We start from the raw sequence: 24,692 nt of genomic DNA on the forward strand, positions 1-24,692 counted from the left end.
GTAATTCGGCATTTGACTACAGACGCCCCAGGTCATTGACCAGAGCCAGCAGCATCACCCCGAGCACCAGGCTGATACCTATCTGCATCCCCCACCCCTGGACCCGTTCGGAGAGCGGACGCCCGCGTACCCATTCGATCAGGTAGAACAGCAGGTGTCCCCCATCCAGCACAGGAATGGGCAACAGGTTAAGAACCCCCAGGCTAATGCTCAGCAGGGAGAGGAAATAAAGGAAGTCCCCTACTCCCGACTGCGCTGAAGCGCCCGCCACTTTAGCAATGGTTATCGGTCCACTCAAGTTTTTTACCGAGAGCTCGCCGACCAGCATTTTCCTCACGGAATCAAAGGTCAGCAGGGTCATGTGCCAGGTCCTGCGCAGACCTTCGCCTACAGCTTCGAGCGGACCATAACTGACCTCGCGGAGCATTTCCGGTGGCCATTCGACAGCACCCACGCCAACCCCGAGGTAGCCACTGCGGGTATCACCCTCGCCACGCGCCGAAAGCCTCACCGGAAGTTCCAGGGTGCGGCCATCACGCTCGATACGCAGGGTCACGTCCTTGTCCGGCAAGGGTTTTAGCTGGTCGAGCACCTGCTGCCAATCGTCGATGGCACGCCCGTCGATGCTCAGCAGGCGATCGCCAAGCTGGATACCGACGGCATGGGCAGGGCCATCCGGATCGATTTCACGCAGTACCGGCGCGATAACCGGGCGCCATGGGCGAATCCCAAGGGCATTCAGCGGGTCGGGCTGATCCACGCCACGCTGCCAGTCCTTCAGCGCCAGGGCGTGGGTCTGTTCGGCGGACGAACCGGCCTGCCGAGTGCGCAGCTCCAGGCTGCCAGTCTCACCGAGACGCCGGATCAACTGCATGTTGACGGCGCTCCAACCAGGGGTCGGTTCGCCGTCGACGGCGATGATTTCCACCCCGGGCTGCAAACCAGCCTGCGCCGCCAGGCTATCAGGCAGCACAGCGCCAACGACAGGCTTGGCCTGTTGCGAGCCAAGCATCGCCAGAATCCAGAAAAACAGGATGGCCAGCAGGAAGTTGGCTATCGGGCCAGCAGCAACAACCGCAATTCGCTGCGCCACCGACTTGCGGTTGAATGCCTGATCCAGCTCCTCGGCGGCGACTGGCGCCTCCCGCTCGTCGAGCATCTTGACGTAGCCGCCAAGGGGAATGGCCGCGATCATGAATTCGGTGCCACGCCGATCATGCCAGCGAAGCAACGGGCTGCCGAAGCCTACGGAGAAACGCAGCACCTTGACGCCGCAACGTCGCGCCACCCAGAAATGGCCGTACTCGTGAATGGTAACCAGCACCCCCAAGGCAATCAGGGTGCCGAAGAACATGTACAACGCACTCATCGTATTTCTCCGCAGTCAGCGCCCGCGAGCAGCCAGCCATTGAAGAGCCGCAGCCCTGCCGCGAGCATCGGCATCGAGCACCGCGCCGAGCGTTTCGACCGCCGTAGCGGCCTCTCGATCCAAAACATCCCCGATCATACTCGCGATCTCGGTGAAACGGATGCGTCGCTCGAGGAACGCCGCCACCGCCACTTCATTGGCCGCATTGAGTAGCGCCGGCCGATCGCCACCAGCCTGCGCGGCCTGTCGCGCCAGGCGCAGGCACGGGAAGCGCTGCTCGTCTGGACGCTGGAAATCCAGGCGGGCAATGCTGAACAGGTCGAGCGAGTCGACGCCCGAGGCAATACGCTGCGGCCACGCCAGCGCATGGGCGATGGGGGTGCGCATGTCGGGGTTGCCCAACTGCGCGAGCACCGAGCCGTCCACATAGTCCACCAGCGAATGGATGACGCTTTGCGGATGCACCACCACCTCGACCTGCTCGGGGCGCGCATCGAACAACCAGCAGGCTTCGATCAGTTCCAGCCCCTTGTTCATCATGCTCGCCGAGTCGACGGAGATCTTGCGCCCCATCGACCAGTTGGGATGGGCACAGGCCTGCTCGGGCGTCACCTGCTCCAGGGCTGTCGCATCCATCTCACGGAACGGCCCTCCGGAGGCGGTCAACAGGATGCGCCGCACGCCGACCTCGGCAAGACCGCGCGAGTAATCGCCAGGCAAGCATTGGAAAATCGCATTGTGCTCGCTATCGATAGGAAGCAAGACCGCACCGCTGCTCCGCACGGCCTGCATGAACAGGCCACCGGACATCACCAGCGCTTCCTTGTTGGCCAGCAGGATTTTCTTGCCCGCCTCCACCGCCGCCAGGGTCGGACGCAATCCCGCCGCGCCGACGATGGCGGCCATGACCGCATCCACCTCCGGATGAGAAGCGACTTCGCACAGCCCTGACACGCCGACCAGCACTCGCGTGGAAAGCCCCGCACCGGCCAGGCGCCCCTGCAGGTGCGAGGCCGCCGCGGCATCATCGACCACCGCGAAGACCGGGCGATGAGCGATGCACAGCCGCTCCAGTTCATCCAGACGCGAGAACGCGGTGAGGGCAAACGCCTGGTAGCGCTCGGGATGCCGTGCCAGCACATCCAGCGTGCTGCGCCCGATGGAGCCGGTGGCACCGAGAACGGTGATCTGCTGCGGTCGAACCACGGGATACCTCAACCAGCCAGCCAGTAGAGAACGGCGAATAGCGGAACCGCCGCCGTCAGGCTGTCGATGCGATCCAGAACGCCACCATGGCCCGGCAGCAGGCTGCTGCTGTCCTTCACCCCAGCCTGACGCTTGAACATGCTTTCGGTCAGGTCGCCAACCACGGAAATCCCCACCACCAGCGCAGTACCGATCAGCGCCACCAGCAGGCCACCGACCGTCCAACTGCGTACCAGGCCGACGACAAAGGTGATCAGCAGGCTAGCCAAAAGGCCGCCATAGAAGCCTTCCCAGCTCTTACCCGGGCTGACACTGGGCGCGAGCTTGCGCTTGCCGAAACGCTTGCCGGCGAAATAGGCACCGATATCGGCGCCCCAGACCAGCACCATGACCGCGATGATCAGCCAGTTACCTTGCGGCCACTGTTTGAGCAGCACCAGGCCTTGCCAGGCGGGCAGCAGGATCAGCAGGCCGATGACCAGGCGAATGCGGGCGGAGGACCAGAGCTGGCTGCTTTCCGGGTAGGTCAGCACGAGCACGACAGCCACCAGCCACCAAAGCACCGCAAGCGAGAGCACCACAGGTGCCAGTTGCACAACGCTGGCGAGCAGGAACAGCGCCAAGGCTACGGCGGCGGCATACGCCAAACGCGCACCCTGGGCCGCAAAGCCGGCCAGACGGGCCCACTCCCAGGCACCCAGGGTCACCACCGCACCGATGAACAGGGCAAATGCAGCGCCGTCGAGCAGGAAAAATCCGCCCAACGCGATCGGCAATAGAATGAGCGCAGTAATGACTCGTTGCTTCAGCATCGGTTTCCGCCCTCGTTTTCCACCTGATCGCCCGTCTTGCCGAAACGGCGTTGACGCGTGGCGAAGTCGGTGAGTGCCTTGCGCATGGCATCGTGTTTGAAATCCGGCCAGAACAGCTCGGAGAAATACAGCTCGGCATAAGCCAACTGCCAGAGCAGGAAATTGCTGATGCGGTACTCGCCTCCCGTGCGGATGCACAGGTCAGGAGGAGGCAGGTCAGCCGTGACCAACGCATTCTGGAGCATGCCCGAGGTAATGTCGCCCGGCTGGATACGCCCGGCCTGGACGTCACGCGCCAGCGCCTGGGCCGCCTGGGTGATGTCCCACTGACCGCCATAGTTGGCGGCGACCTGCAGGATGAAACGATTCTCCCCGGCGGTATATGCCTCGGCCTCGGCCATCGCGGCCTGCAGCTCGGGATGGAAACGCGAACGGTCGCCGATGATGCGCAGGCTGATGGCATTGTCCTTCAAACGCCGCGCTTCGCGGCGCAAGGCATTGAAGAACAGCTCCATCAACGCCCCGACCTCCTCGGCTGGGCGCTGCCAGTTCTCACTGGAGAAGGCGAACAGGGTCAACACCTCGACCCCCGATTCGGCACAGACCTCGATTACCGCGCGCACGGCGTCAACGCCCGCCTTGTGCCCGGCGACGCCAGGTAACAGGCGGCGCTTGGCCCAGCGGTTGTTGCCGTCCATGATGATCGCCACGTGCCGCGGTACCACCGCGAGGGCGTCCTGCTTGTTCTTGGCCATTTGGAAAACGATCAAACCGCCATCAGGTCGGCTTCTTTGGCTTCCAGTGCCTTTTCCACTTCAGCGACGAACTTGTCGGTCAGTTTCTGGACCTCATCAGCGGCACGACGCTCCTCGTCCTCGCTGATTTCCTTTTCCTTGACCAGATCCTTCAGGCTCGCCAGGGCATCGCGACGGATGTTGCGCACCGCGACGCGGGCACCTTCGGCCTCTGCGCGCGCCTGCTTGGTGAAGCCCTTGCGGGTTTCCTCGGTCAGTGCCGGCATCGGCACACGGATGGTGGTACCCGCAGTGGCCGGGTTCAGGCCCAGGTCGGAGGTCATGATGGCTTTCTCGACCGCCTGGATCATGCTCTTGTCGAACACGGTCAGGGCCAGGGTGCGGGAGTCTTCGGCGACCACGTTGGCAACCTGGCGCAGCGGCGTGTCGGAGCCGTAGTAGGAAACCATCACACTGTCGAGGATGCTCGGATGGGCACGGCCGGTGCGAATCTTGGCGAACGCATGGTCCAGCGACTCGACCGACTTCTTCATGCGCTCCTGCGCGTCCTTCTTGATCTCGTTGATCATTGTGCTTCCTCCTCGATCAGAGTTCCTTCGGCGCCACCCACCACGACATTCAGCAGGGCGCCAGGCTTGTTCATGTTGAAGACCCGCAGCGGCATGTTGTGGTCACGGCACAGACAGATGGCTGTCAGGTCCATAACGCCCAGCTTGCGGTCCAGCACCTCGTCATAGGTCAGGCGCTCGAACTTCTCGGCATTGGGGTCCTTGAAGGGATCGGCAGTGTACACGCCATCTACCTTCGTGGCTTTCAGAACCAGGTCAGCCTCGATCTCGATGGCACGCAGGCAGGCGGCCGAGTCGGTGGTGAAGAACGGGTTACCGGTACCCGCGGCGAAGATCACCACCTCGCCAACGGCCAGATTGCGCATGGCCTTGCGTCGATCGTAATGGTCGGTCACGCCCACCATGGTAATCGCCGACATCACCGTAACAGGGATATTCGAGCGCTCCAGCGCGTCGCGCATGGCCAGGGCGTTCATCACGGTAGCCAACATACCCATGTGGTCGCCAGTGACGCGATCCATGCCCGCCGCCGACAACGCAGCGCCACGGAACAGGTTGCCACCGCCGATGACCAGGCCGACTTGCACACCGATACCAACCAGTTGACCGACTTCCAGCGCCATGCGATCGAGCACCTTCGGATCGATACCGAAGTCCTCGGAGCCCATCAGGGCCTCGCCGCTGAGCTTGAGCAGAATGCGTTTATAGCGAGGCTGACGACCACTCACCTGCTGGGCCATTACGTTTTCTCTCCTGCGGCGTGTATTGAAAGGAGACCTCGCGGCCCCCAGCTTATCGGGCAGTCAGACCACCGCCCGATGAATTCGTGCCGCGCGCCGCCGGGCAGGCCGCGCGCTTTGCAAAAGAGGCCGCGCGCGGTAGCGGGCGGCCTCTTCGATACAACGGTAGATAACCGTCTTATTGCTTGCTGGCGGCAGCCACTTGAGCGGCAACTTCGTCAGCGAAGTTGTCGACTGGCTTCTCGATGCCCTCGCCCACTTCGAAGCGGGTGAAGGAAACGATCTCGGCACCGGCTTTCTTGGCCAGCTCGCCTACCTTGACTTCCGGGTCCATGACGAAGGCTTGCTCGGTCAGGCTGGCCTCGGCGAGGAACTTGGCGATACGGCCCTTGATCATGTTCTCGACGATGTTTTCCGGCTTGCCGGCGATCTTGTCGGCGTTCAGTTGCAGGAAGATTTCTTTTTCCTTGGCAACCAGCTCTTCGGAAACCTGGTCCGGCGAGACGACGGCCGGGTTGGAAGCCGCAACGTGCATGGCGATGTGCTTGGCCAGCTCTTCGTTGCCGCCTTTCAGCACAACCAGGACGCCAATGCGGTGGCCGTGCAGGTAGGAGCCGACGGTTTCGCCCTCGACAGCGGTCAGGCGACGGATGTTGACGTTCTCGCCGCACTTGGCGACCAGCGCTTCGCGAGCCGACTCGCGGGAAGCGATCAGCGGCGCGGCTTCGCTCAGTTTCTGCTCGAAGGCTTCGTTCAGGCTGTCCTTGACGAACCCTTTGAAGTCGTCCTGCAGGGCCAGGAAGTCGGTCTGCGAGTTGACTTCGATGATCACCCCACGGCCGCCTTCGACGCGAACGGCGATGGAACCTTCAGCGGCGATATTGCCCGCTTTCTTGGCGGCCTTGATGGCACCGGAAGCACGCATGTCGTCGATCGCTTTTTCGATATCGCCACCCGCAGCAACCAGAGCCTTCTTGCATTCCATCATGCCTTGGCCAGTGCGCTCGCGCAGTTCTTTAACCAGGGCTGCAGTAATTTCTGCCATGTTCTTGATCCTCTTGAATCGGTAATCAACCATTCAAACCCGGATACCGGGCACATATTCCTAAGTGGCAAAAAGGGGGCCTAGCCCCCTTCTCGCGTAACGAGTGACTGCGTCGCCCGCTATCAGCCTTCGCTGGCCTCGGAAGCGGCAGCTTCTTCGACGAACTCGTCGGTGCCGCCACCGGCATTGCCACGACCACGGATCACGGCATCGGCCATGGCACCCATGTACAGCTGGATGGCGCGGATGGCGTCGTCGTTACCCGGGATGATGTAGTCAACGCCTTCCGGGCTGCTGTTGGTATCGACGATGCCGATGACCGGGATGCCCAGCTTGTTGGCTTCGGTGATGGCGATGCGCTCGTGGTCGACGTCGATCACGAACAGGGCGTCCGGCAGGCCACCCATTTCCTTGATACCACCGAGGCTGCGATCCAGTTTTTCCAGATCGCGCGAACGCATCAGGGCTTCTTTCTTGGTCAGCTTGGCGAAGGTGCCGTCCTGGGACTGGGTTTCCAGCTCGCGCAGGCGCTTGATCGAAGCACGGATGGTCTTGTAGTTGGTCAGCATGCCACCCAACCAGCGGTGATCGACGAACGGAGAACCGCAACGAGCGGCCTCTTCACGCACGATCTTGCCAGCGGAACGCTTGGTGCCGACGAACAGGATCTTGTTCTTGCCCTGGGCCAGGCGCTCTACGAACGACAGCGCGTCGTTGAACAGCGGCAGGGTTTTTTCCAGGTTGATGATGTGGATCTTGTTGCGCGCGCCGAAAATGAACTTGCCCATTTTCGGGTTCCAGTAACGGGTCTGGTGGCCGAAGTGCACACCGGCCTTCAGCATATCGCGCATGTTGACTTGGGACATGATAGTTCCTTGATAAGTCGGGTTAGGCCTCCACGCATCCCAATCTCCAACCCTTGCGGGCACCCAGGAAATCGTGTCGATACGTGTGCGGATTAAAGCTTTGCGGACCCCATGCCCGTAAAGCGGCGCGTTTTATACCACAGAAAGCAGCCATAAGCTACCAGCCGCGATCCTCAAGGGAGGCTTGCGGCACACCGTGGACGCGCCTTGCTTTACTTGAAGCTTGCGGCTTGGAGCTTGCGGCTTAAAATGGCGTCCTTTATAGGACATACCGAGATAGCCATGACCGCCAGTATCAAGACTCCCGACGAAATCGAAAAAATGCGCATCGCCGGCCGCCTGGCCGCCGACGTGCTGGAGATGATCGGCGAGCACGTCAGACCCGGCGTCACCACCGAGGAAATCGACCGCATCTGCCACGACTACATCGTCAACGTGCAGAAGGCCATTCCGGCGTGCCTCAACTACGGCGCCGCACCGGGTCGCCCGGGCTTCCCGAAATCCATCTGCACCTCGCTCAACCATGTGGTCTGCCACGGCATCCCCAACGACAAGCCACTCAAGGACGGCGACGTGATGAACATCGACGTCACCGTGATCAAGGACGGTTACCACGGCGACACCAGCATGATGTTCCTGGTCGGCAAGGTGCCGGAGTGGGCCGCCAAGCTCAGCCGCGTCACCCAGGAGTCGATGTACAAAGGCATCGAGGCCGTCCGTCCCGGCGCGCGCCTGGGCGATATCGGCGAGGTGATCCAGAAGCACGCCGAGAAGAACGGTTTCTCCGTCGTGCGCGAATACTGTGGCCATGGCATTGGCGCGGTGTTCCACGAAGAACCCCAGGTCCTGCACTACGGCCGCGCCGGCACCGGCGTCGAACTCAAGGAAGGCATGACCTTCACCATCGAGCCGATGCTCAACCAGGGTCGCCCGGAAACCCGCCTGCTCGGCGACGGCTGGACCGCGATCACCAAGGACCGCAAGCTCTCGGCGCAATGGGAACATACCATCCTGGTCACCGCCGACGGCTACGAGATCCTCACCCTGCGCAGCGACGACACCATCGCCCGCACCAACGCCTGACGATCGTCCTTTATAGATAGAAGAGAAGGTAGCCCGCATGCCGCAGATGGACCCGGAACTGTTCGACCGCGGCCAGTTCCAGGCGGAACTGGCGTTGAAATCCAGCCCCATCGCCGCATTCAAGAAGGCTATCCGCCAGGCACGCGAGGCGCTCGACGAACGTTTTCGCAGCGGCCGCGACATTCGTCGCCTGGTCGAAGACCGTGCCTGGTTCGTCGACCAGATCCTGCGCGAGGCCTGGAAGCGCTTCGACTGGAGCGAGGACGCCGATATCGCCCTGCTGGCGGTTGGCGGCTACGGCCGTGGCGAACTGCACCCCTACTCCGACATCGATCTGCTGATCCTGCTCGACAGCGCCGACCACGAAACCTTCCGCGAGCCCATCGAAGGCTTCCTCACGCTGCTCTGGGACATCGGCCTGGAAGTCGGCCAGAGCGTGCGCTCGGTGGCCGAGTGCGCCGAAGAGGCACGGGCCGACCTGACGGTGGTCACCAACCTGATGGAAAGCCGTACCATCGCCGGCCCCGAGCACCTGCGCCAGCGCATGCAGGAAGTCACCAGCCCGCGGACGATGTGGCCTAGCAAGGAGTTCTACCTGGCCAAGCGCAAGGAGCAGCGCGCGCGCCACGCCAAGTACAACGACACCGAGTACAACCTGGAACCCAACGTCAAAGGCTCGCCCGGCGGCCTGCGCGACATCCAGACCATCCTCTGGGTCGCCCGCCGCCAGTTCGGTACGCTGAACCTGCACGCGCTGGTGCAGCAGGGTTTCCTGGTCGAGAGCGAGCACGCCATGCTGTCGTCGAGCCAGGAGTTCCTGTGGAAAGTGCGCTACGCCCTGCACATGCTCGCCGGACGCGCCGAGGACCGCCTGCTGTTCGACTACCAGGGCAAGATCGCCGCCCTGCTCGGCTACCAGGACAACGATGCCAAGCTCGCGCTCGAACGCTTCATGCAGAAGTATTACCGGGTGGTGATGGCGGTTTCCGAACTGAACGACCTGATCAACCAGCACTTCGAGGAAGTCATCGTCCGCGAAGGCGAGAGCGGTCCGGCCCAACCGCTGAACAGCCGCTTCCAGATTCGCGACGGCTACCTCGAGGCGATTCATCCCAACGTATTCAAGCGCACGCCGTTCGCCCTGCTGGAAGTGTTCGTGCTGATGGCCCAGCACCCCGAGATCGAAGGTGTGCGCGCCGATACCATTCGCCTGTTGCGCGACAGTCGCCACCTGATCGACGACGATTTCCGCCGCGATATCCGCAACACCAGCCTGTTCATCGAGCTGTTCAAATCCAGCCAGGGCATCCACCGCAACCTGCGGCGGATGAACCGCTACGGCATCCTCGGTCTGTACCTGCCGGAGTTCGGCCACATCATCGGGCAGATGCAGCACGACCTGTTCCACATCTATACCGTCGATGCGCACACGCTCAACCTGATCAAGCACCTGCGCAAGCTGAAATGGCCGGAACTGGCGGAGAAATTCCCCCTGGCCAGCAAAGTCATCGACCGCCTGCCCAAGCCCGAGCTGATCTACCTGGCCGGCCTCTATCACGACATCGGCAAGGGCCGTGGCGGCGACCACTCGGAACTCGGTGCCATCGACGCCGAAGCCTTTGGCGTACGCCACCACCTGCCCGCCTGGGATACCCGGCTGATCGTCTGGCTGGTGCAGAACCACCTGGCCATGTCGACCACCGCCCAGCGCAAGGACCTGTCCGACCCGCAGGTGATCTTCGACTTCGCTCAGTTCGTCGGCGACCAGACCCATCTGGACTACCTCTACGTGCTCACCGTGGCCGACATCAACGCCACCAACCCGAGCCTGTGGAACTCCTGGCGCGCCAGCCTGCTGCGCCAGCTCTACACCGAGACCAAGCGCGCCCTGCGCCGTGGCCTGGAGAACCCGCCGGACCGCGAAGAGCAGATTCGCCAGACCCAGAGTGCGGCCATCGATATCCTGGTGCGCGGCGGCATCGACCAGGACGATGCCGAGCAACTGTGGAGCCAGCTTGGCGACGACTATTTCCTGCGTCATACCGCTGGCGACGTGGCCTGGCACACCGATGCGATTCTCCAGCACCCAGCCGGCAACGACCCACTGGTGCTGATCAAGGAAACCACCCAGCGCGAGTTCGAGGGCGGCACGCAGATCTTCATCTATGCGCCCGACCAGCATGATTTCTTCGCCGTGACCGTGGCGGCGATGGATCAGCTCAACCTGAACATCCATGACGCGCGGATCATCACCTCGACCAGCCAGTTCACCCTCGACACCTACATCGTGCTCGAAGCGGAAGGCGGCTCGATCGGTGAAAACCCACAGCGCATCCAGCAAATTCGCGATGGCCTGGTCGAAGCGCTGAAGAACCCGGACGACTACCCGAACATCATCCAGCGTCGTGTACCGCGCCAGCTCAAGCACTTCGCCTTCGAGCCGCAGGTGAGCATCCACAACGACGCGCAACGTCCGGTCACCGTGCTGGAAATCATCGCCCCGGACCGGCCCGGCCTGCTGGCACGGATCGGCAAGATCTTCCTCGACTTCGACCTGTCGCTGCAGAACGCCAAGATTGCCACCCTCGGCGAACGCGTGGAAGACGTGTTCTTCGTCACCGACGCCAACAACCAGCCGCTGTCGGACCCGCAGCTCTGCGCCGACCTGCAGGCCACCATTGCCCGGCAACTGTCGGCGACCGGCAACAACGAAGGCAGGCCGCTGCGGATCGGTATCTGAGCGTCCGGGTCGGACGCCGGACCGCCCGTAATGTCCGAATCGGCCCCAACGTGCTAGTGTCGCGGGCTTTTACGAACCACAGCAGTGACTCGTCATGAACAACGCCCTTGCCCATTTGCAGCCTTACCCGTTCGAGAAACTCCGCGCCCTGCTCGCCGGCGCCGAGGCGGATCGGAGCAAACGTCCCATCGCCCTGTCGATCGGCGAACCCAAGCACAAATCGCCGCAGTTCGTCGCCGAGGCCCTGAGCGCCAATCTCGATCAGTTGGCCGTATACCCGACCACGCTGGGCCTGCCAGCGCTGCGCCAAGCCATCGCGACTTGGTGCGAGAGCCGTTTCAACGTACCGAACGGCTGGCTCGATGCCGCACGCCACGTGTTGCCGGTCAACGGCACCCGCGAAGCGCTGTTTGCCTTTACCCAGACGGTCGCCCAGCGCGACGTTGGCGGCCTGGTGGTCAGTCCCAACCCGTTCTACCAGATCTACGAGGGCGCGGCCCTGCTCGCCGGCACCCAGCCGCACTACCTGCCCTGCCTGGAACAGAACGGCTTCAATCCCGACTTCGATGCCGTACCGGCGCAAGTCTGGGAGCGCTGCCAGATCCTCTTCATCTGCTCGCCGGGCAACCCGACCGGCGCCCTGGTGCCCCTGGAAACCCTGAAGAAGTTGATCGCCCTGGCCGACGAGCATGATTTCGTCATCGCCGCCGACGAGTGCTACAGCGAGCTGTACTTCGACGAAGACAACCCGCCGCCCGGCCTGCTGACCGCCTGCGCCGAACTCGGCCGCAGCGATTTCAAGCGCTGCGTGGTGTTCCACAGCCTGTCCAAGCGCTCCAACCTGCCCGGCCTGCGCTCGGGCTTCGTCGCGGGCGATGCGGATATCCTCAAGGCCTTCCTGCTCTACCGCACCTACCACGGTTGCGCCATGCCCGTGCAGACCCAACTGGCCAGCATCGCCGCCTGGCAGGACGAAGCCCACGTACGCGCCAACCGCGACCTGTATCGCGAGAAGTTCGATGCCGTGCTCGACATCCTCGGCGGCGTGCTCGACGTGCAGCGCCCGGACGGTGGCTTCTACCTCTGGGCCAGAACGCCCGGCGACGATGCCAGCTTCACCCGCGAGTTGTTCATCAAGGAACATGTGACCGTGGTGCCAGGCTCCTATCTTTCTCGCGAAGTGGAGGGCTTCAACCCCGGTGCGGGTCGCGTGCGCATGGCCCTGGTCGCCCCGCTGGCCGAGTGCATCGAAGCGGCCGAGCGCATTCGCCGCTTCGTCGAGACCCGCTGATCGCTACCGGCAAAAGGACTTGCCATGCAACGGCTGGCCGGACGCGGGCGGCGAGCAGGGTTATGCCACGTTTCTCGAGTTCGAATTGTTCGCGGCTCACGTCGCTCGGTTATTGAGTCGTTCGTATCGCGATCAGCTCTGCGCGAGAACATCGTGAGCAGGCTCCCAGGCATGGATAGACCTGCTCACCCAGTTTCCGCAGTGGAAGCGACCATACCCTAATCGCCCCCAGACTCCGGATTGCTGGCATCTTGCGGATGCCCTAATCTCCACACACCCGGTGGGCAGTGATGGCATATTCAGATGACGAGCCGTGATGAAGGATGCAGTAGGACTGCTGTCTCCAAATTTGAAGAAGCAATGCTGGCTGCCACGCCAGATTGCATCAAGGTGATTACCCCAGACGGCGTGCTTCTCGCCATCAACGCTGCCGGACGTGTCGCCCTGGGCCTGACAACCCGTACAGCCGAGGGAACGCCATGGATTTCCTTGCTCCCGCCATCTGTCCACGCCTCTGCCTATGAGGCTCTTTCACAAGCGGCAAGCGGCAGCCCGGCACGCTTTGCAGGCTACAGTGAAGGCGATGGAGCCACCATATACTGGGATAACCTGCTCACACCCGTCACAGATGAGCAGGGGGGCGTGGCTTCTATCATTTGCGTTTCTCGAAACGTTACCGAGCAGATTCTGCTCAAACGAGAACTAGACAAATCCCTGGAGCGCGAGCGCTTACTGTCCCGGGAAATGCTCCACCGCATCAATAATATTTTTTCAGTCGTTGGCGCCGTCGTCAGCATGTCAGAGAAAGAAGCATTCGCCTCAGGTGACTCTGCAGGCCTTGCAAGGATCGTTGCTGGAAAACTGGGGGCTCTTGCACGGTCATACCAGGCAATCTTATCGAGCGCGAACACAGCCGCCGTAGACTTGAAATCGATACTCGACTCCGTCCTGACGCCCTTCTCCGGCCAATGCCGGATCGACGGCCATGCCCAGTTGATCGCCCATGAAATATCAAGCGCTATCGCGCTATGCATTCATGAATTGGCCACTAACGCTGTCAAGCACGGCGCGTTGAGTACGGCGCAAGGCGAGGTGAGACTTTCTTGGGATGCGGCAGATGGCTACCTGGACTTGAACTGGACCGAGGTTGGGGGGCCTTCTGTCTTGAATGCCCCGGAGAAATCTGGATTCGGCAGTACATTGATTGACCGCCTGGGACGATCGATCGGGGCCACGGTGACAAGAAATTGGCTGGCGGAAGGTCTGCGCATCGGTTTCAGGTTTCCAGTCGACAAATAGCCCAGCACACCCAGCTACCAGCACGCTTCACTCACGATGACAGGCCCTATCGCGACAGCCTAAGCGCGGAGTGGACCGACGTGGCATAATCGCCGGCTGAGTTTTTGCGAGATATTGGGGGAGTGTTGGGGAAAGCCCTGCTCCCAAGGGAAATCAATGACTTACACGCTCTATGGCATCAAGGCCTGCGACACCATGAAAAAAGCCCGCACCTGGCTCGACGAGCAGGGCGTGAGCTACGCCTTCCACGACTACAAGACCGCCGCCATCGACCGCGCCAGCCTGCAGAAATGGTGCGATGAGCACGGCTGGGAAACGATCCTGAATCGCGCCGGCACCACCTTCCGCAAGCTCGACGACAGCCAGAAGGCCGATCTCGACCAGGCCAAGGCCATCGAACTGATGCTGGCCCAGCCATCGATGATCAAGCGCCCGGTACTCGACCTGGGCAAGCGCACCCTGGTCGGTTTCAAGCCCGATCTCTACGCGGCGGCCTTCGCCTGATGAACAGCGTCTGGTTGTTGTTCCTGCCCGCCTGCTTCGCCTTGAACCTGGTGCCGGGACCGAACAACCTGCTGTCGCTGAACAATGCGGCGTGTCACGGGCTGCGCCTGGCCTGCCTGGCGGCATTCGGACGCCTGCTGGCATTCGCCGGCATGATCGCCCTTGCCGCCTCTGGCCTGGCCCTGGTGCTGCAGACCTCAGCCAGCCTGTTCCTGGCGATCAAGCTGTTTGGCGGGCTCTACCTGCTGTGGCTGGCGGTCCAGCTCTGGCGCGCGCCGGCACAGTCCCTGGAGGCTGGCTTGCCAATCCAGCGCGCCAACCTCTGGGCCCTGGCACGCCAGGAGTTCCTGCTGGCGGCCGGCAATCCCAAGGCGATCCTGATTTTCACCGCGTTCCTGCCGCAGTTCGTCGATCCGCGCTTGCCCGCGGGCCAACAGTTCGCCCTGTTGGGCGGCACCTTCCTGGTCCTGGAACTGGTCGCAGTCGCCCTGTATTCACTGGCCGGCCTGCACCTGGGCCGGCTGCTCGCCGGGCAACGCGCCCGGCGCCTGTTCAACCGTTGCTGTGCCGTCCTGCTGGGCGGCGCCGGGCTGGGCCTGTTGCTCAGTCGCCGGCCAGCCTGATCCATCCCGATTCGATTCAAGAGGTAAACAGACATGTCGCAATCCCTGTTCAGCATCGCCTTCGGCGTCGGCACCCAGAACCGTCAAGGCAACTGGCTGGAAGTCTTCTACGCTCAACCGCTGCTCAAGCCGTCGGCCGAATTGATCGCTGCGGTGACCCCGATCGTCGGTTACAGCGCGGGCAACCAGGCGATCGCCCTGACCAATCAGCAAGCCGCTGAACTGGCCAGCGCGCTGAAAAGCATCGATGCCGCCCAAAGCGCACTGCTGACCCGCCTGGCCGAAAGCACCAAGCCGCTGGTCGTCACCCTGCTCGCCGAAGACGCCGCGCTGACCTCCACCCCTGAGGCCTACCTCAAGCTGCACCTGCTGTCCCATCGCCTGGCCAAGCCGCACGGCCTGAACCTGGCCGGTATCTTCCCACTGCTGCCGAACGTGGCCTGGACCAGCCAGGGCGCGGTCGACCTGGCCGAGCTGGCCGAGCGTCAACTGGAAGCCCGCCTGAAAGGCGAGCTGCTGGAAGTGTTCTCGGTGGACAAGTTCCCGAAAATGACCGACTACGTGGTCCCGGCCGGCGTGCGTATCGCCGACAGCGCCCGCGTACGCCTGGGCGCCTATATCGGCGAAGGCACCACCGTGATGCACGAAGGCTTCGTCAACTTCAACGCCGGCACCGAAGGCCCAGGCATGATCGAAGGCCGCGTCTCCGCGGGCGTGTTCGTCGGCAAGGGCTCGGACCTGGGCGGCGGCTGCTCGACCATGGGCACCCTGTCCGGCGGCGGCAACATCGTCATCTCCGTGGGCGAAGGCTGCCTGATCGGCGCCAACGCCGGTATCGGCATTCCGCTGGGCGACCGCAACATCGTCGAAGCCGGCCTGTACGTCACCGCCGGTACCAAGATCGCCCTGCTCGACGACCAGAACAACCTGGTCAAAGTAGTCAAGGGCCGCGACCTGGCCGGCCAGCCCGACCTGTTGCTGCGTCGCAACTCGCAGAGCGGCGCGGTCGAGTGCAAGACCAACAAGACCGCGATCGAGTTGAACGAAGCGTTGCACGCGCACAACTGATCCAGGTGTTGCTCCAAGCGGGCCATGCGCGCGATAGACTCCAGGTCATCGCGGGCCTGGCCCGCTTCTACATTCAGCCTATGGAATCCGGATGTCCCTGACCTCCCCCTGGCGCGCCGACTTCCCCGGCATCCTGGCCCTTGAAAGCGAAGGCCAGACCTACCTCGACAGCGCCGCCACCGCGCAGAAGCCACAAGCGGTTCTCGATGCCCTGCTCGGCTACTACCAGGCCGGCGCCGCCAATGTGCACCGTGCCCAGCATGTGCCCGGAGAGCGCGCCACCCGTGCGTTCGAAGACAGCCGGCACAAGGTCGCCCGCTGGCTGAACGCGGCGAGTGCCGAAGAGATCGTCTTCACCCGTGGCGCCACCGAATCCCTCAACCTGCTGGCCTACGGCCTGGAACACCTGTTCGTCGCAGGCGACGAGATCGTCATCAGTGCCGCCGAGCACCACGCCAACCTGCTGCCCTGGCAGCAACTGGCGCAGCGCAAGTCGCTGAAGCTGGTGATCCTGCCGCTCACGGCTGCCGGCGACGTGGACCTGCAACAAGCCACTGCATTGGTCAGCCCGCGTACCCGCCTGCTGGCGGTGAGTCAGTTGTCCAACGTGCTCGGGCGCTGGCAGCCGACCACCGAGCTGGTGAACCTGGCTCGTGCCTTCGGGGCGTTGAGCGTGGTCGATGGCGCCCAAGGCGCGGTTCACGCTCGTCAGGCTGTACAGGCGCTGGGGTGCGATTTCTACGCCTGTTCCAGCCACAAGCTCTACGGCCCGGATGGTGTCGGCCTGCTCTATGGCCGCCGTGAAGCACTGCAACACCTCAGGCACTGGCAACTGGGCGGCGAGATGGTCCGGCAGACCGACTACCACACCTCCTCGTTCCGCCCGGCACCACTGGGACTGGAGGCTGGCACACCACCAGTATCCGGGGTGATCGCACTGGGCGCGGCACTCGACTACCTGGGGCGACTGGACTCAAACGCGGTCGATCAGCACGAACAGGCCCTGCATCAGCGATTGCTGGCCGGCCTGCGCCAGCGTGACGGCGTCCGCCTGCTCGGCGAACCGCGAATCGCCCTGGCCTGTTTCAGTGTCGACGGCGTACACAGCGGCGACCTCGCCCACCTGCTCACCGACCAGGGCATTGCCGTACGTGCCGGTCATCACTGCGCAATGCCGTTGCTGCAGCGCCTCGGGGTTGCCGGAGCCATTCGTGTATCGCTCGCTCTCTACAACGACGAAGCCGACCTGCGGCGTTTCTTCGAAGCGCTGGACAAGGCACTGGAGCTGCTGCGATGAGCCTGCCCGAGCAAGCCCGCGAAGCGCTGGCTGCCTTCACCGCCTGCCCGGGCTGGGAGCAGCGTGCCCGCCTGTTGCTGCAGTGGGGCGAACGCCTGGAGGCGCTGGCGGACAGCGAGTGCAGCGAAGCCAATCGTGTGCAGGGCTGTGAAAGCCAGGTGTGGCTGGTCGGCGACAAGCGTGAAACGACCTGGCACTTCCGTGCCGCAAGCGATGCCCGGCTGATCCGTGGCCTGCTCGCGGTATTGCTGGCGCGCATCGCCGGGCTGGATGGCGAAGAGCTGGCCAGGCTGGATCTTGCCGAGTGGTTCGCCCAGCTCGGCCTGGGCCGGCAGCTTTCACCCTCTCGCAGCAACGGCCTGAATGCCGTACTGCTGAAGATGCGCCAGATGGTCGAGGCGGGTTGACCGCTGAACGTCGCGCCGACTAGCCACGCTCGCGCAGGGCCAGGCCGCGCAGGAAGTTACGCAGCACCTGGTCGCCGCAAGGACGGTAGTTCTTGTGATCCGGCTTGCGGAACAGGGCATTCAACTCGGGCTTGGTCATCGGCAGGTCGGCGGCCTGCAGGATCGCGTGCATGTCGTCGTCACGCAGTTCGAAGGCGACACGCACCTTCTTCAGGATGCTGTTGTTGCCCGGGCGCTTCTCCACCGGCAGGCGCGGGCGACTCTCGTCACGACCGCGCTTGAAGAACACCAGCCCTTCGAGGAAGTGCGCCATGGCGGTGTCAGGGCATTCCACGAAACCTTCTTCATCATCCTTCTTCAGATAGGCCGTCATCTCGGCCAACGTCACCGGGTAATCCGCAAGCTGGCAGATATCCACCATCTTCTGGTCGCTGACATCCAGTACATAGCGCAGGTTGCGTATCACATCGTTGTTGGTCATTCGGCAGTCTCATCCACGGATCGTGCCGAAAGCGGCACGAAAGGCCGGCGATTATACGGATTGCCGGCCCGCTTCGTGCGGCTGATACGACGGCCTGGGCGTCCCTGCCGCTGACGCGATTAGAACTGCCCGCGCAGGCTCAGGGTGAAGTTGCGCGGCTCGCCCGTAACCGCTGTCGGCAACGGTGCTGTAGTAGGTCTTGTCGAACTACAGGCACGCCGCATCGTCCGGTGCGCCAGAACTGGGAGTTCAGAGAGGAAGAAAAGGCTGGCTGGAGGTCAGGGAGTGACCTCCAGCGAAGGGGTCAAGGCTGTTGTGCCTGCAATCTGGAACCGGGGGCCAGCCAGCGGTTGGCATCCAGTTCCAGCCATTGCTTCGCGTCGTTCGCAGTACGCAGGTTGCTATCGAGAAACGCCACGCTGACCGACAGCAGGGCCGCAGCTTCACGCGGGTCGAGAGATTCCTGCATGCCTTGCCCATGACCCGCACGGCTCTCGAACACCCTCTCGCCACCACCTGGGCCGCCAGGGCCACCACCAGGTCCACCGCTAGGCCCACCACCACCACCACCACCACCACCACCACCACCACCACCACCTGGGCCTCGCCCGCCACCACTGGGAGGCGCTGGACGCTCTCCATCGGCCGCACCGCCGCTCCCCGGAGCGCCACCGAAAGTGCCGCCCAGTTGCGCATGCGTCATGCGTTCGAGCAGCAGTTGGTAGCTCGCGGATACGGGCAAGTGCTGCCAGAGGCGCTGATGACGTTGCGCTGGTGTTACCCAGTTGAAAGGATCGTCGTCGGCCGCTCCCGTCACGGCGAGCACCGGCACCTTGATCTGCTCGGCGAGCCCTTGTGGCGGCTCGAAGGGACTGAGCAGGATCGCCAGCTTCGGTGCCCAGCCGTGGGCAGACGTGAGCAACGCTGCCGCCGTCTGGGTACCAAGATCGAAACCAGCGACCACCTGGCGGTTCCAGTCGGCCCTGGCGAAGTCGCCATCGCCGACCTGGGCGCGCCGGCGCGCTTCCCCCAGCACCTGTTCGAGTTGACGCAGGCGGCGCTGCAAGGCGTCATCGGCATAGGCGCGCTGGGCGATGCTGCGGAAAGCCCCCACCTGCGCGTCCGGACTGGCATAGATGGCGCATCCGTGACGCTGCGCCTGCACCGAAAGCACGGCGTAACCCGCCTCGGCCCATGCACGCCGCCATGGTTCGCCAGCACGTCCATCATCGCCAAGCCCTGGCAGATAAAGGATCACCGGCAATGCCGAGCCCTGGACCGGCGCCAGCCAGTCCACATCGACAACCTCGCCGTCCACCGTCCACTGCGCATGCCAGCCATCGACGGGCTGGCGTGCGGGCCGGTAGGCACCGCTCATGAGTTGATCGATACGTGCCTCGGGCGACGCGGGCGGTTCGGGGTGATGGGCGCAGGCGCTCAGCAACAAGCCAGCACCCAACAGGGAAAGGAATCGCAGCACAGGGAGATCATCCAGAGAAAGCGGAGCACGCATAGTGCCAAGCCATGATCGCCAGGTGGGTCAATACTGGGTAACCGCTGGGTAAAGAAGTCGATACAGAGTTCAACCCGGCTTCGACGCGCGCTCCGACGGACGCCGCGCGCCAGCCACCAGTTTATCGACCATTCGGCTCGCCGCCACCATGCCGAAGGTCGCGGTGACCATCATTACCGCGCCGAAACCGCCAGCGCAGTCCAGGCGCACACCCTCGTCGGCGAAGCCCTTGGTCTGGCATACCGTGCCGTCGGCCTGGGGATAACGCAGTTGCTCAAGGGAATACACGCAGGAAATGCTGTAGGTGCGCCCCGGCGTGCGCGAGAAGTTGTAGTCGCGGCGCAGCAGCGAACGCACCTTGGCGATCAGCGGGTCGTTGATGGTCTTGTTCAGGTCGGCGATGCGCACCTGGGTCGGGTCGATCTGCCCGCCCGCGCCGCCGGTGGCGACGATCTGGATCTTGCGCCGCTTGCACCAGGAGATCAGCGCGGCCTTGGCCATCACGCTGTCGATGCAGTCGATCACCCCATCGAGGTTTTCGCCGATGCACTCGGCCATGTTCTCGCGGGTGACGAAATCGCCCACCGCATGCACCACGCAGTCGGGGTTGATGGCGCGAATCCGCGCCGCCATGACCTCGACCTTGGACTGGCCGATGCTAGCGGCCGTCGCATGCACCTGGCGGTTGGTGTTGGTGACGCAGACATCGTCGAGGTCGAACAGCGAGATTTCACCGACACCGGAACGCGCCAGCGCCTCGGCCGCCCAGGAACCGACACCGCCGATGCCGACCACCGCGACGTGGGCGGCCTTGAGCCGCTGCAAGCCCTCGCCCCCGTAGAGACGGGCCACACCACCGAAACGCTGATCGTCCATCGCATCCCCCCGGAAAAAACGGCCGGCATTATAGGCGCAAGCACTGCCGATGTGAGCGGAAAAACCACACAAGGCCCGCCAGACATGGGCCGGGCGATGCCATACAGGTATCGGACAGCCCGCTCTTCCGTACGCCGAAGATGGCCAGCAACATGGGAGCGGGATGAACACGATCTGCGGGAGCTGGGCCGTTGAAAAACCTAGGCAGGACAGTGCGATGCCAGGAAGCCGCAAGCTATTTCGATTGCACCGCCCGCCAGCCTGCTAGGACAGCGCATCCAGCAATGCGATGGCTTGCGTCGAACCTTGGGCGGCGGCCTGCTCAAGCCAATGACGCGCTTGCAGTGGCTCACGCTGACGACTCTGAGAGTAGAACTGGCCCAACTCCAGTTGGGCGCGCAAATCGCCTGTACGTGCGGCCTGACGCAACAGTTCCAGGCCAATGCGCCGGTCACGGGCGTTGCCGCAATCGCGGCACAGCAATTGCCCCAGGCGACTCTGCGCCTCGACCAGCCCTTGCCGTGCCGGCTGCTTGAGCAGGCGCCCGGCGATACGTTTGACGCTCGGCCTGCTGCCCAGCAGCGGACGGTCGAGCAGCCAGAAGGCCATGCGCGCGGGTAGACGGGTGGTTTGCGGCGATGAGGAGCGAACGGCGGCAGGGAAACGAGGCTTCATGGGAACGGCGAGCGACGGCGAAGGCGCGCACTCTACTCTCTTTTTCGCCGTCGTAAAGACTTGCAAATCCTTGCAGAAAACGTTCCAGGCAGGTCACGAACACAATCCACAAATCCTGTGGATAACTTCGTGGAAAACCTTTTGGAAAGGTCACCGATTGCCGATGCCATGGGCCTTCTGCTTAAACTGATGATTTTTTCACCAATGTAAAAAATCCTTATTTTTCATTCGGTTAAAAAATCACAACGAAGAATCAAGCAGTTACGACGCATTGTGAGGAAAGCTTGACAAGGTGCCTCGCCATTGTGCACAAGTCTGCGCCCCCACTGCGCTCGCCGCTCCGTTCAGGTGCAACGCAGGCAAGCTGGCGCAATGTCGCAGGTGCCCATGGGCTGCTCGCCCAACCGGCAGTCCGTCAGAACAATGGCTGGTCATCGCGAATCAGCACATAGCCCTTTTCGTCCCGCTCGTGGACGAAATACATGGTCACCGCGCCACCTTCTATCGCCGCCAGATAGTCACCGGCTTGAGCCACAAAATGGGCTTTGCTGGCAGGCGCAGCCTCGGGCTCGATCAGGGCAGTGAAAAACAGGGCCGGGTCGAGCCCATCGAAAAAGGCTTCGCGCTCCGCCGCATCCCACGCCTGCGGCGCCTGGAACGGACCGGTGAAAAGCACCTTGGCGTCGCCAAGATCGAGTTCCTCGGCATCTTCGTCATGGGCATCGGGCCGATAGACCGTGCAATCGACGGCATCGTGATGATCGAGTACGGCTTGGCGTGGCAGTGCTGCTGGGTGCATCGGGCGCTCTCCTGTCAGGGGACGCCACCTTGGTAGTTAAGCGACGCGTCGTCAACTGCCGGTCCTGCGCTTGACGGACCATGCCCTTCAGGCCGGTTGTGGCAACCGGCCATCGACCAGGAATGTCGACAGGTCGTGGCGGATCGGCGCCCCCGCGCCTTGCGCCTGCTTGAAGGCGACGTAGCCACTCGTGGTTTCACACAGCCAGGTATTCAGGTTCGACGGTTTGGACTTGGCGAATGCCCGGGGGGTATAGAGGGCGACATTCACTCCGTCACAGCGGGCCGATCGATACTCGAACGCTTCGACCCCAGCATCGCGCATGGCACTGCCCAGTCGCTGGGTGTGGCGGTAGTCGCTGCGATCGCTCAACTGTTCGGCGAAAGCATCGAACGGAGGCTGCTGCAGGCGCACGCCGCGCTCGACCCGGTACTGCGCCTCGAACGACGAATGCTCGGAAAGAATCCGTCCGCTCGGCGGCGGCGTGGCCATGCCGTGCCAGAGCACGAAGCGATAGAACGCCGTTTCCGCCATCGCCGTTTCCAGCGAGCCGGCGCCGTAGAACAGGCTCGGCTCGTGCTTGCGACCGAACCGCGAGCCCCAGCGCAGCGGCGGGTAGCGGAACGGGGTCTGCAACAGGTAGTGCAGCGCCTCGGTGGCCGTCGGCAGAGGTGGCTTGCTGGCTTCCAGCAGTTGTTCGAGTACAGCCTGCTCGTCGAGGGTGTCGACCAGTTGCGTGGTCGCCACCTGCTCCTGGTTTTCCACCATGCGCAGCAATGCGCCGCGGATCGGCTTGATCTGTGCGAGACCGTCGCAGCGATTCCAGATATCCATGGCGCCTCACACCTTGCCACGGATGGCATCGAGGTATTCGACCACGCGCACCAGGCCCTGGACCTGGCTCATCAACTCCAGGGGAATGCCAGCCAGATGATGATTCTGCGTACGCAGGAAATGGCGCATGTCGTCGAGATTGCCGCCGAACAGGGTGTATAGCGCGCGATAGATGCGGATCAGCAGCAGTGCCAGCTCGCCCGTCTTGCTTTGCGGCTTCAAGCCGCCACTTTCACTCCAGCGGCTGATCGCCGAGCGATTGACGCCGACGATGGCCGCCAGTTGCACTTGAGTCAGGCCCAATTGCTCCCGCGTATTCAACAACGCCTTGAGCAGAACGGCATCGCCGTCCACCCCTGGTTTGCTTAGTGCGATCATGAGCGGGCCTCCATGTTTGTTTGAGACAAAACATACACAAAATAAGCAAATAGAACAAACCCGGTTGAGCCCGGCAACTCTGCAAACCCGCCTATTCGCCTATCGCGCGTCGCTGTAATGATTCGCCGCGCAGGAGACGTTCGCGGCATGCCTCGTTTGACCCTCCCGACACAACCGCATATGCTGCGCGAACCAAGCCTACCGAACGGTAGGTAGCAAAGCATGAGAGCATAGGATCATGAATATCCAAAAAGTCCACGCCCCGCCCCTGAAGCTGGCGATCAGTCTCGGCCTGATCGGCGCCCTTGGCCCTTCGGCGGTCGACATGTACCTGTCCAGCCTTCCGCAGATCGCCCAGGACTACCAGGACAGCTTCGCCAGTGTGCAACTGACCCTGACCTTCTTCCTCCTGGCCATGGGCCTGGGCCAGTTGATCTTCGGCCCACTGGTCGATGCCTATGGCCGTCGCCGCCCGTTGCTGGCCGGCCTGGTGCTGTTCACCCTGTGTTCGCTCGGCGCGGCCTGGGCACCGACCCTGCACACGCTGATCGCCCTGCGCTTCGTCCAGGGCCTGGGCAGTGCGCTGACCCTGGTGGTGATCATGAGCATGGTGCGTGACGTCAGCCGCGGTGCCAGTGCGACCCGGCTGTTCGCCCTGTTGATGACCATCGAGGGCGTGGCGCCGATCTTCGCCCCGGCCCTGGGCGGCTTCATCGATGCGCATTTCGGCTGGCGCGCGATCATGCTGGTGCTCGCCGCGTTCGGGCTGCTGGTGCTGGCCAACAGTTGGCTGAACCTGCCGGAAACCCTGGCCGTGGATAAACGCGAGCGCCTGCATCCACGCACCGTACTGCGGACTTACCTCCGCATCGCCAGGAACAAAGGCTTTCTCAAACCGACCCTGGCGGCAGCGGCCGTGTTCTTCTTCCTGTTCGTCTACATCGGCGGCGCGACCCTGGTCTACCAGCAGGAATATGGCTTGAGCCCCCAGGCCTTCGGCCTGTTGTTCGGCGTCACCGGCGTGGCGATCCTGATCGGCGCGACCCTGGCCGGCAAGCTCGTCGGCCGCCTCGGCCTCAATCGGCTGTCGCTGATCGGCGTCGCGTGCATGGCCGCCGGCTCGCTGCTCACCCTGTGGTCGACGGCAAGCGCCATAGGCCTGGCAGGCGTCGCGCTCGGCATGGCCCTGGCCTTGTTCGGCCTGGGCATCGCCGAGTCGACGCTGATGTCGCTGGTGATGTCGTCCCAGGAGCGCTCGCTGGGCTCGACCGCGGCGCTGCTCGGCGCGTTCCAGCTGTCGGTGTCCTCCGGGGCGACGCCCGTGGCCGCGTTGGCCCTGCAACATGGACCCATGGCCTGGGCCGGCCTGCTCGCGGCCAGCGCGCTGCTGGTCTGCCTGCTGACCGCCATCAGCCTGCCGAAGGAAGCGTCCTTCGCGCAGATCGATCATTGCTGACGAGAC

At 63.3% G+C, this 24,692-nt stretch carries 25 protein-coding genes; 10 read left to right on the forward strand and 15 right to left on the reverse strand.

What is annotated here, in order from left to right:
* Positions 1-16: 16 nt before the first annotated feature.
* From rseP to rpsB, 8 genes are all read right to left on the reverse strand, one after another.
* Positions 17-1,369, reverse strand: coding sequence for a sigma E protease regulator RseP (rseP, locus tag ACSZPK_RS11095; RefSeq protein WP_437881497.1), 1,353 nt, complete (start codon positions 1,367-1,369; stop codon positions 17-19).
* A gap of 15 nt (positions 1,370-1,384) precedes the next feature.
* Positions 1,385-2,575 carry a 1-deoxy-D-xylulose-5-phosphate reductoisomerase gene (ispC, locus tag ACSZPK_RS11100; protein WP_437881498.1) on the reverse strand — a complete coding sequence of 397 codons (1,191 nt, stop codon included), beginning with the start codon at positions 2,573-2,575 and terminating at the stop codon, positions 1,385-1,387.
* A gap of 8 nt (positions 2,576-2,583) precedes the next feature.
* The gene (locus tag ACSZPK_RS11105; protein WP_437881499.1) at positions 2,584-3,387 is read right to left on the reverse strand and encodes a phosphatidate cytidylyltransferase; all 804 of its coding nucleotides are present in this window, start codon (positions 3,385-3,387) and stop codon (positions 2,584-2,586) included.
* The gene (gene uppS, locus ACSZPK_RS11110; RefSeq protein ID WP_437881500.1) at positions 3,381-4,142 is read right to left on the reverse strand and encodes a polyprenyl diphosphate synthase; all 762 of its coding nucleotides are present in this window, start codon (positions 4,140-4,142) and stop codon (positions 3,381-3,383) included. Before uppS ends, ACSZPK_RS11105 begins: the two co-directional genes overlap by 7 nt.
* An 11-nt stretch (positions 4,143-4,153) precedes the next feature.
* The gene (gene frr, locus ACSZPK_RS11115; RefSeq protein ID WP_437881501.1) at positions 4,154-4,711 is read right to left on the reverse strand and encodes a ribosome recycling factor; all 558 of its coding nucleotides are present in this window, start codon (positions 4,709-4,711) and stop codon (positions 4,154-4,156) included.
* Positions 4,708-5,451 (reverse strand): UMP kinase, encoded by a 744-nt coding sequence (pyrH, locus tag ACSZPK_RS11120; protein WP_437881502.1) that lies wholly within the window; start codon positions 5,449-5,451, stop codon positions 4,708-4,710. The genes frr and pyrH overlap by 4 nt, the downstream gene beginning before the upstream one ends.
* A 178-nt stretch (positions 5,452-5,629) precedes the next feature.
* Positions 5,630-6,496 (reverse strand): translation elongation factor Ts, encoded by an 867-nt coding sequence (gene tsf, locus ACSZPK_RS11125; RefSeq protein ID WP_437881503.1) that lies wholly within the window; start codon positions 6,494-6,496, stop codon positions 5,630-5,632.
* A gap of 122 nt (positions 6,497-6,618) precedes the next feature.
* Positions 6,619-7,362 carry a 30S ribosomal protein S2 gene (gene rpsB / locus ACSZPK_RS11130; RefSeq protein WP_437881504.1) on the reverse strand — a complete coding sequence of 248 codons (744 nt, stop codon included), beginning with the start codon at positions 7,360-7,362 and terminating at the stop codon, positions 6,619-6,621.
* Positions 7,363-7,644: 282 nt separating this feature from the next.
* Here rpsB and map point away from each other — a divergent pair, with 282 nt between their 5' ends.
* From map to ACSZPK_RS11175, 9 genes are all read left to right on the forward strand, one after another.
* Positions 7,645-8,445, forward strand: coding sequence for a type I methionyl aminopeptidase (map, locus tag ACSZPK_RS11135; RefSeq protein WP_437881505.1), 801 nt, complete (start codon positions 7,645-7,647; stop codon positions 8,443-8,445).
* A 37-nt stretch (positions 8,446-8,482) separates the two neighbouring features.
* Positions 8,483-11,185 (forward strand): [protein-PII] uridylyltransferase, encoded by a 2,703-nt coding sequence (locus ACSZPK_RS11140; RefSeq protein ID WP_437881506.1) that lies wholly within the window; start codon positions 8,483-8,485, stop codon positions 11,183-11,185.
* A gap of 94 nt (positions 11,186-11,279) precedes the next feature.
* Complete coding sequence (gene dapC / locus ACSZPK_RS11145) at positions 11,280-12,476, forward strand: succinyldiaminopimelate transaminase (RefSeq protein ID WP_437881507.1); 1,197 nt, start codon at positions 11,280-11,282, stop codon at positions 12,474-12,476.
* 303 nt (positions 12,477-12,779) lie between these two features.
* Positions 12,780-13,775, forward strand: a complete 996-nt coding sequence (locus ACSZPK_RS11150) for a sensor histidine kinase (RefSeq protein WP_437881508.1) — start codon at positions 12,780-12,782, stop codon at positions 13,773-13,775.
* A 156-nt stretch (positions 13,776-13,931) separates the two neighbouring features.
* Positions 13,932-14,279 carry an ArsC family reductase gene (locus ACSZPK_RS11155; RefSeq protein WP_437881509.1) on the forward strand — a complete coding sequence of 116 codons (348 nt, stop codon included), beginning with the start codon at positions 13,932-13,934 and terminating at the stop codon, positions 14,277-14,279.
* Positions 14,279-14,902 carry a LysE family translocator gene (locus ACSZPK_RS11160; RefSeq protein WP_437881510.1) on the forward strand — a complete coding sequence of 208 codons (624 nt, stop codon included), beginning with the start codon at positions 14,279-14,281 and terminating at the stop codon, positions 14,900-14,902. The genes ACSZPK_RS11155 and ACSZPK_RS11160 overlap by 1 nt, the downstream gene beginning before the upstream one ends.
* 33 nt (positions 14,903-14,935) lie before the next feature.
* The gene (gene dapD / locus ACSZPK_RS11165; protein ID WP_437881511.1) at positions 14,936-15,970 is read left to right on the forward strand and encodes a 2,3,4,5-tetrahydropyridine-2,6-dicarboxylate N-succinyltransferase; all 1,035 of its coding nucleotides are present in this window, start codon (positions 14,936-14,938) and stop codon (positions 15,968-15,970) included.
* A 91-nt stretch (positions 15,971-16,061) separates the two neighbouring features.
* The gene (locus ACSZPK_RS11170; RefSeq protein ID WP_437881512.1) at positions 16,062-17,267 is read left to right on the forward strand and encodes an aminotransferase class V-fold PLP-dependent enzyme; all 1,206 of its coding nucleotides are present in this window, start codon (positions 16,062-16,064) and stop codon (positions 17,265-17,267) included.
* Positions 17,264-17,674, forward strand: a complete 411-nt coding sequence (locus ACSZPK_RS11175) for a SufE family protein (RefSeq protein ID WP_437881513.1) — start codon at positions 17,264-17,266, stop codon at positions 17,672-17,674. The genes ACSZPK_RS11170 and ACSZPK_RS11175 overlap by 4 nt, the downstream gene beginning before the upstream one ends.
* A 19-nt stretch (positions 17,675-17,693) precedes the next feature.
* Here ACSZPK_RS11175 and ACSZPK_RS11180 read toward each other — a convergent pair whose 3' ends face one another.
* The 7 genes from ACSZPK_RS11180 to ACSZPK_RS11210 all read right to left on the reverse strand — a co-directional run bounded on the left by ACSZPK_RS11180 (position 17,694) and on the right by ACSZPK_RS11210 (position 23,230).
* Positions 17,694-18,155 carry a DUF1456 family protein gene (locus ACSZPK_RS11180; RefSeq protein ID WP_437881514.1) on the reverse strand — a complete coding sequence of 154 codons (462 nt, stop codon included), beginning with the start codon at positions 18,153-18,155 and terminating at the stop codon, positions 17,694-17,696.
* A 304-nt stretch (positions 18,156-18,459) separates the two neighbouring features.
* Positions 18,460-19,635, reverse strand: coding sequence for an alpha/beta hydrolase (locus ACSZPK_RS11185; RefSeq protein ID WP_437881515.1), 1,176 nt, complete (start codon positions 19,633-19,635; stop codon positions 18,460-18,462).
* A 102-nt stretch (positions 19,636-19,737) separates the two neighbouring features.
* A complete protein-coding gene (gene tcdA, locus ACSZPK_RS11190; protein WP_437881516.1) occupies positions 19,738-20,544 on the reverse strand; it encodes a tRNA cyclic N6-threonylcarbamoyladenosine(37) synthase TcdA in 807 nt (268 codons plus the stop codon).
* Between the two features lie 264 nt (positions 20,545-20,808).
* Positions 20,809-21,219 (reverse strand): tetratricopeptide repeat protein, encoded by a 411-nt coding sequence (locus ACSZPK_RS11195; protein ID WP_437881517.1) that lies wholly within the window; start codon positions 21,217-21,219, stop codon positions 20,809-20,811.
* A 415-nt stretch (positions 21,220-21,634) separates the two neighbouring features.
* Positions 21,635-22,018 (reverse strand): hypothetical protein, encoded by a 384-nt coding sequence (locus tag ACSZPK_RS11200; RefSeq protein WP_437881518.1) that lies wholly within the window; start codon positions 22,016-22,018, stop codon positions 21,635-21,637.
* A gap of 87 nt (positions 22,019-22,105) precedes the next feature.
* Positions 22,106-22,852 carry an RES family NAD+ phosphorylase gene (locus ACSZPK_RS11205; protein ID WP_437881519.1) on the reverse strand — a complete coding sequence of 249 codons (747 nt, stop codon included), beginning with the start codon at positions 22,850-22,852 and terminating at the stop codon, positions 22,106-22,108.
* A 6-nt stretch (positions 22,853-22,858) separates the two neighbouring features.
* Entirely contained in the window at positions 22,859-23,230 is a 372-nt protein-coding gene (locus ACSZPK_RS11210) for an antitoxin Xre/MbcA/ParS toxin-binding domain-containing protein (RefSeq protein ID WP_437881520.1), read from the reverse strand.
* Positions 23,231-23,474: 244 nt separating this feature from the next.
* On the opposite strand from ACSZPK_RS11210, the gene ACSZPK_RS11215 reads away from it, so the two are divergent.
* Positions 23,475-24,686: a multidrug effflux MFS transporter gene (locus ACSZPK_RS11215; RefSeq protein ID WP_437881582.1), complete on the forward strand. Its 1,212-nt coding sequence runs from the start codon at positions 23,475-23,477 to the stop codon at positions 24,684-24,686.
* Positions 24,687-24,692: the final 6 nt, after the last annotated feature.

This window comes from Pseudomonas sp. LRF_L74 (assembly GCF_965644255.1).
In the GTDB taxonomy this organism is placed as follows: domain Bacteria; phylum Pseudomonadota; class Gammaproteobacteria; order Pseudomonadales; family Pseudomonadaceae; genus Aquipseudomonas.

Excerpts from the sequence above, each read along its gene's own strand:
- tsf (WP_437881503.1), bottom strand. The coding sequence starts at position 6,496 with ATGGCAGAAATTACTGCAGCCCTGGTTAAAGAACTGCGCGAGCGCACT.
- ACSZPK_RS11195 (WP_437881517.1), bottom strand. The coding sequence starts at position 21,219 with ATGAAGCCTCGTTTCCCTGCCGCCGTTCGCTCCTCATCGCCGCAAACC.
- dapD (WP_437881511.1), top strand. The coding sequence starts at position 14,936 with ATGTCGCAATCCCTGTTCAGCATCGCCTTCGGCGTCGGCACCCAGAAC.
- tcdA (WP_437881516.1), bottom strand. The coding sequence starts at position 20,544 with ATGGACGATCAGCGTTTCGGTGGTGTGGCCCGTCTCTACGGGGGCGAG.
- ACSZPK_RS11205 (WP_437881519.1), bottom strand. The coding sequence starts at position 22,852 with ATGGATATCTGGAATCGCTGCGACGGTCTCGCACAGATCAAGCCGATC.
- ACSZPK_RS11160 (WP_437881510.1), top strand. The coding sequence starts at position 14,279 with ATGAACAGCGTCTGGTTGTTGTTCCTGCCCGCCTGCTTCGCCTTGAAC.
- ACSZPK_RS11170 (WP_437881512.1), top strand. The coding sequence starts at position 16,062 with ATGTCCCTGACCTCCCCCTGGCGCGCCGACTTCCCCGGCATCCTGGCC.
- ACSZPK_RS11180 (WP_437881514.1), bottom strand. The coding sequence starts at position 18,155 with ATGACCAACAACGATGTGATACGCAACCTGCGCTATGTACTGGATGTC.
- ACSZPK_RS11200 (WP_437881518.1), bottom strand. The coding sequence starts at position 22,018 with ATGCACCCAGCAGCACTGCCACGCCAAGCCGTACTCGATCATCACGAT.
- ACSZPK_RS11150 (WP_437881508.1), top strand. The coding sequence starts at position 12,780 with ATGACGAGCCGTGATGAAGGATGCAGTAGGACTGCTGTCTCCAAATTT.
- map (WP_437881505.1), top strand. The coding sequence starts at position 7,645 with ATGACCGCCAGTATCAAGACTCCCGACGAAATCGAAAAAATGCGCATC.
- ACSZPK_RS11140 (WP_437881506.1), top strand. The coding sequence starts at position 8,483 with ATGCCGCAGATGGACCCGGAACTGTTCGACCGCGGCCAGTTCCAGGCG.
- rseP (WP_437881497.1), bottom strand. The coding sequence starts at position 1,369 with ATGAGTGCGTTGTACATGTTCTTCGGCACCCTGATTGCCTTGGGGGTG.
- rpsB (WP_437881504.1), bottom strand. The coding sequence starts at position 7,362 with ATGTCCCAAGTCAACATGCGCGATATGCTGAAGGCCGGTGTGCACTTC.
- ACSZPK_RS11175 (WP_437881513.1), top strand. The coding sequence starts at position 17,264 with ATGAGCCTGCCCGAGCAAGCCCGCGAAGCGCTGGCTGCCTTCACCGCC.
- frr (WP_437881501.1), bottom strand. The coding sequence starts at position 4,711 with ATGATCAACGAGATCAAGAAGGACGCGCAGGAGCGCATGAAGAAGTCG.
- uppS (WP_437881500.1), bottom strand. The coding sequence starts at position 4,142 with ATGGCCAAGAACAAGCAGGACGCCCTCGCGGTGGTACCGCGGCACGTG.
- dapC (WP_437881507.1), top strand. The coding sequence starts at position 11,280 with ATGAACAACGCCCTTGCCCATTTGCAGCCTTACCCGTTCGAGAAACTC.
- ACSZPK_RS11210 (WP_437881520.1), bottom strand. The coding sequence starts at position 23,230 with ATGATCGCACTAAGCAAACCAGGGGTGGACGGCGATGCCGTTCTGCTC.
- ACSZPK_RS11105 (WP_437881499.1), bottom strand. The coding sequence starts at position 3,387 with ATGCTGAAGCAACGAGTCATTACTGCGCTCATTCTATTGCCGATCGCG.
- ACSZPK_RS11155 (WP_437881509.1), top strand. The coding sequence starts at position 13,932 with ATGACTTACACGCTCTATGGCATCAAGGCCTGCGACACCATGAAAAAA.
- pyrH (WP_437881502.1), bottom strand. The coding sequence starts at position 5,451 with ATGGCCCAGCAGGTGAGTGGTCGTCAGCCTCGCTATAAACGCATTCTG.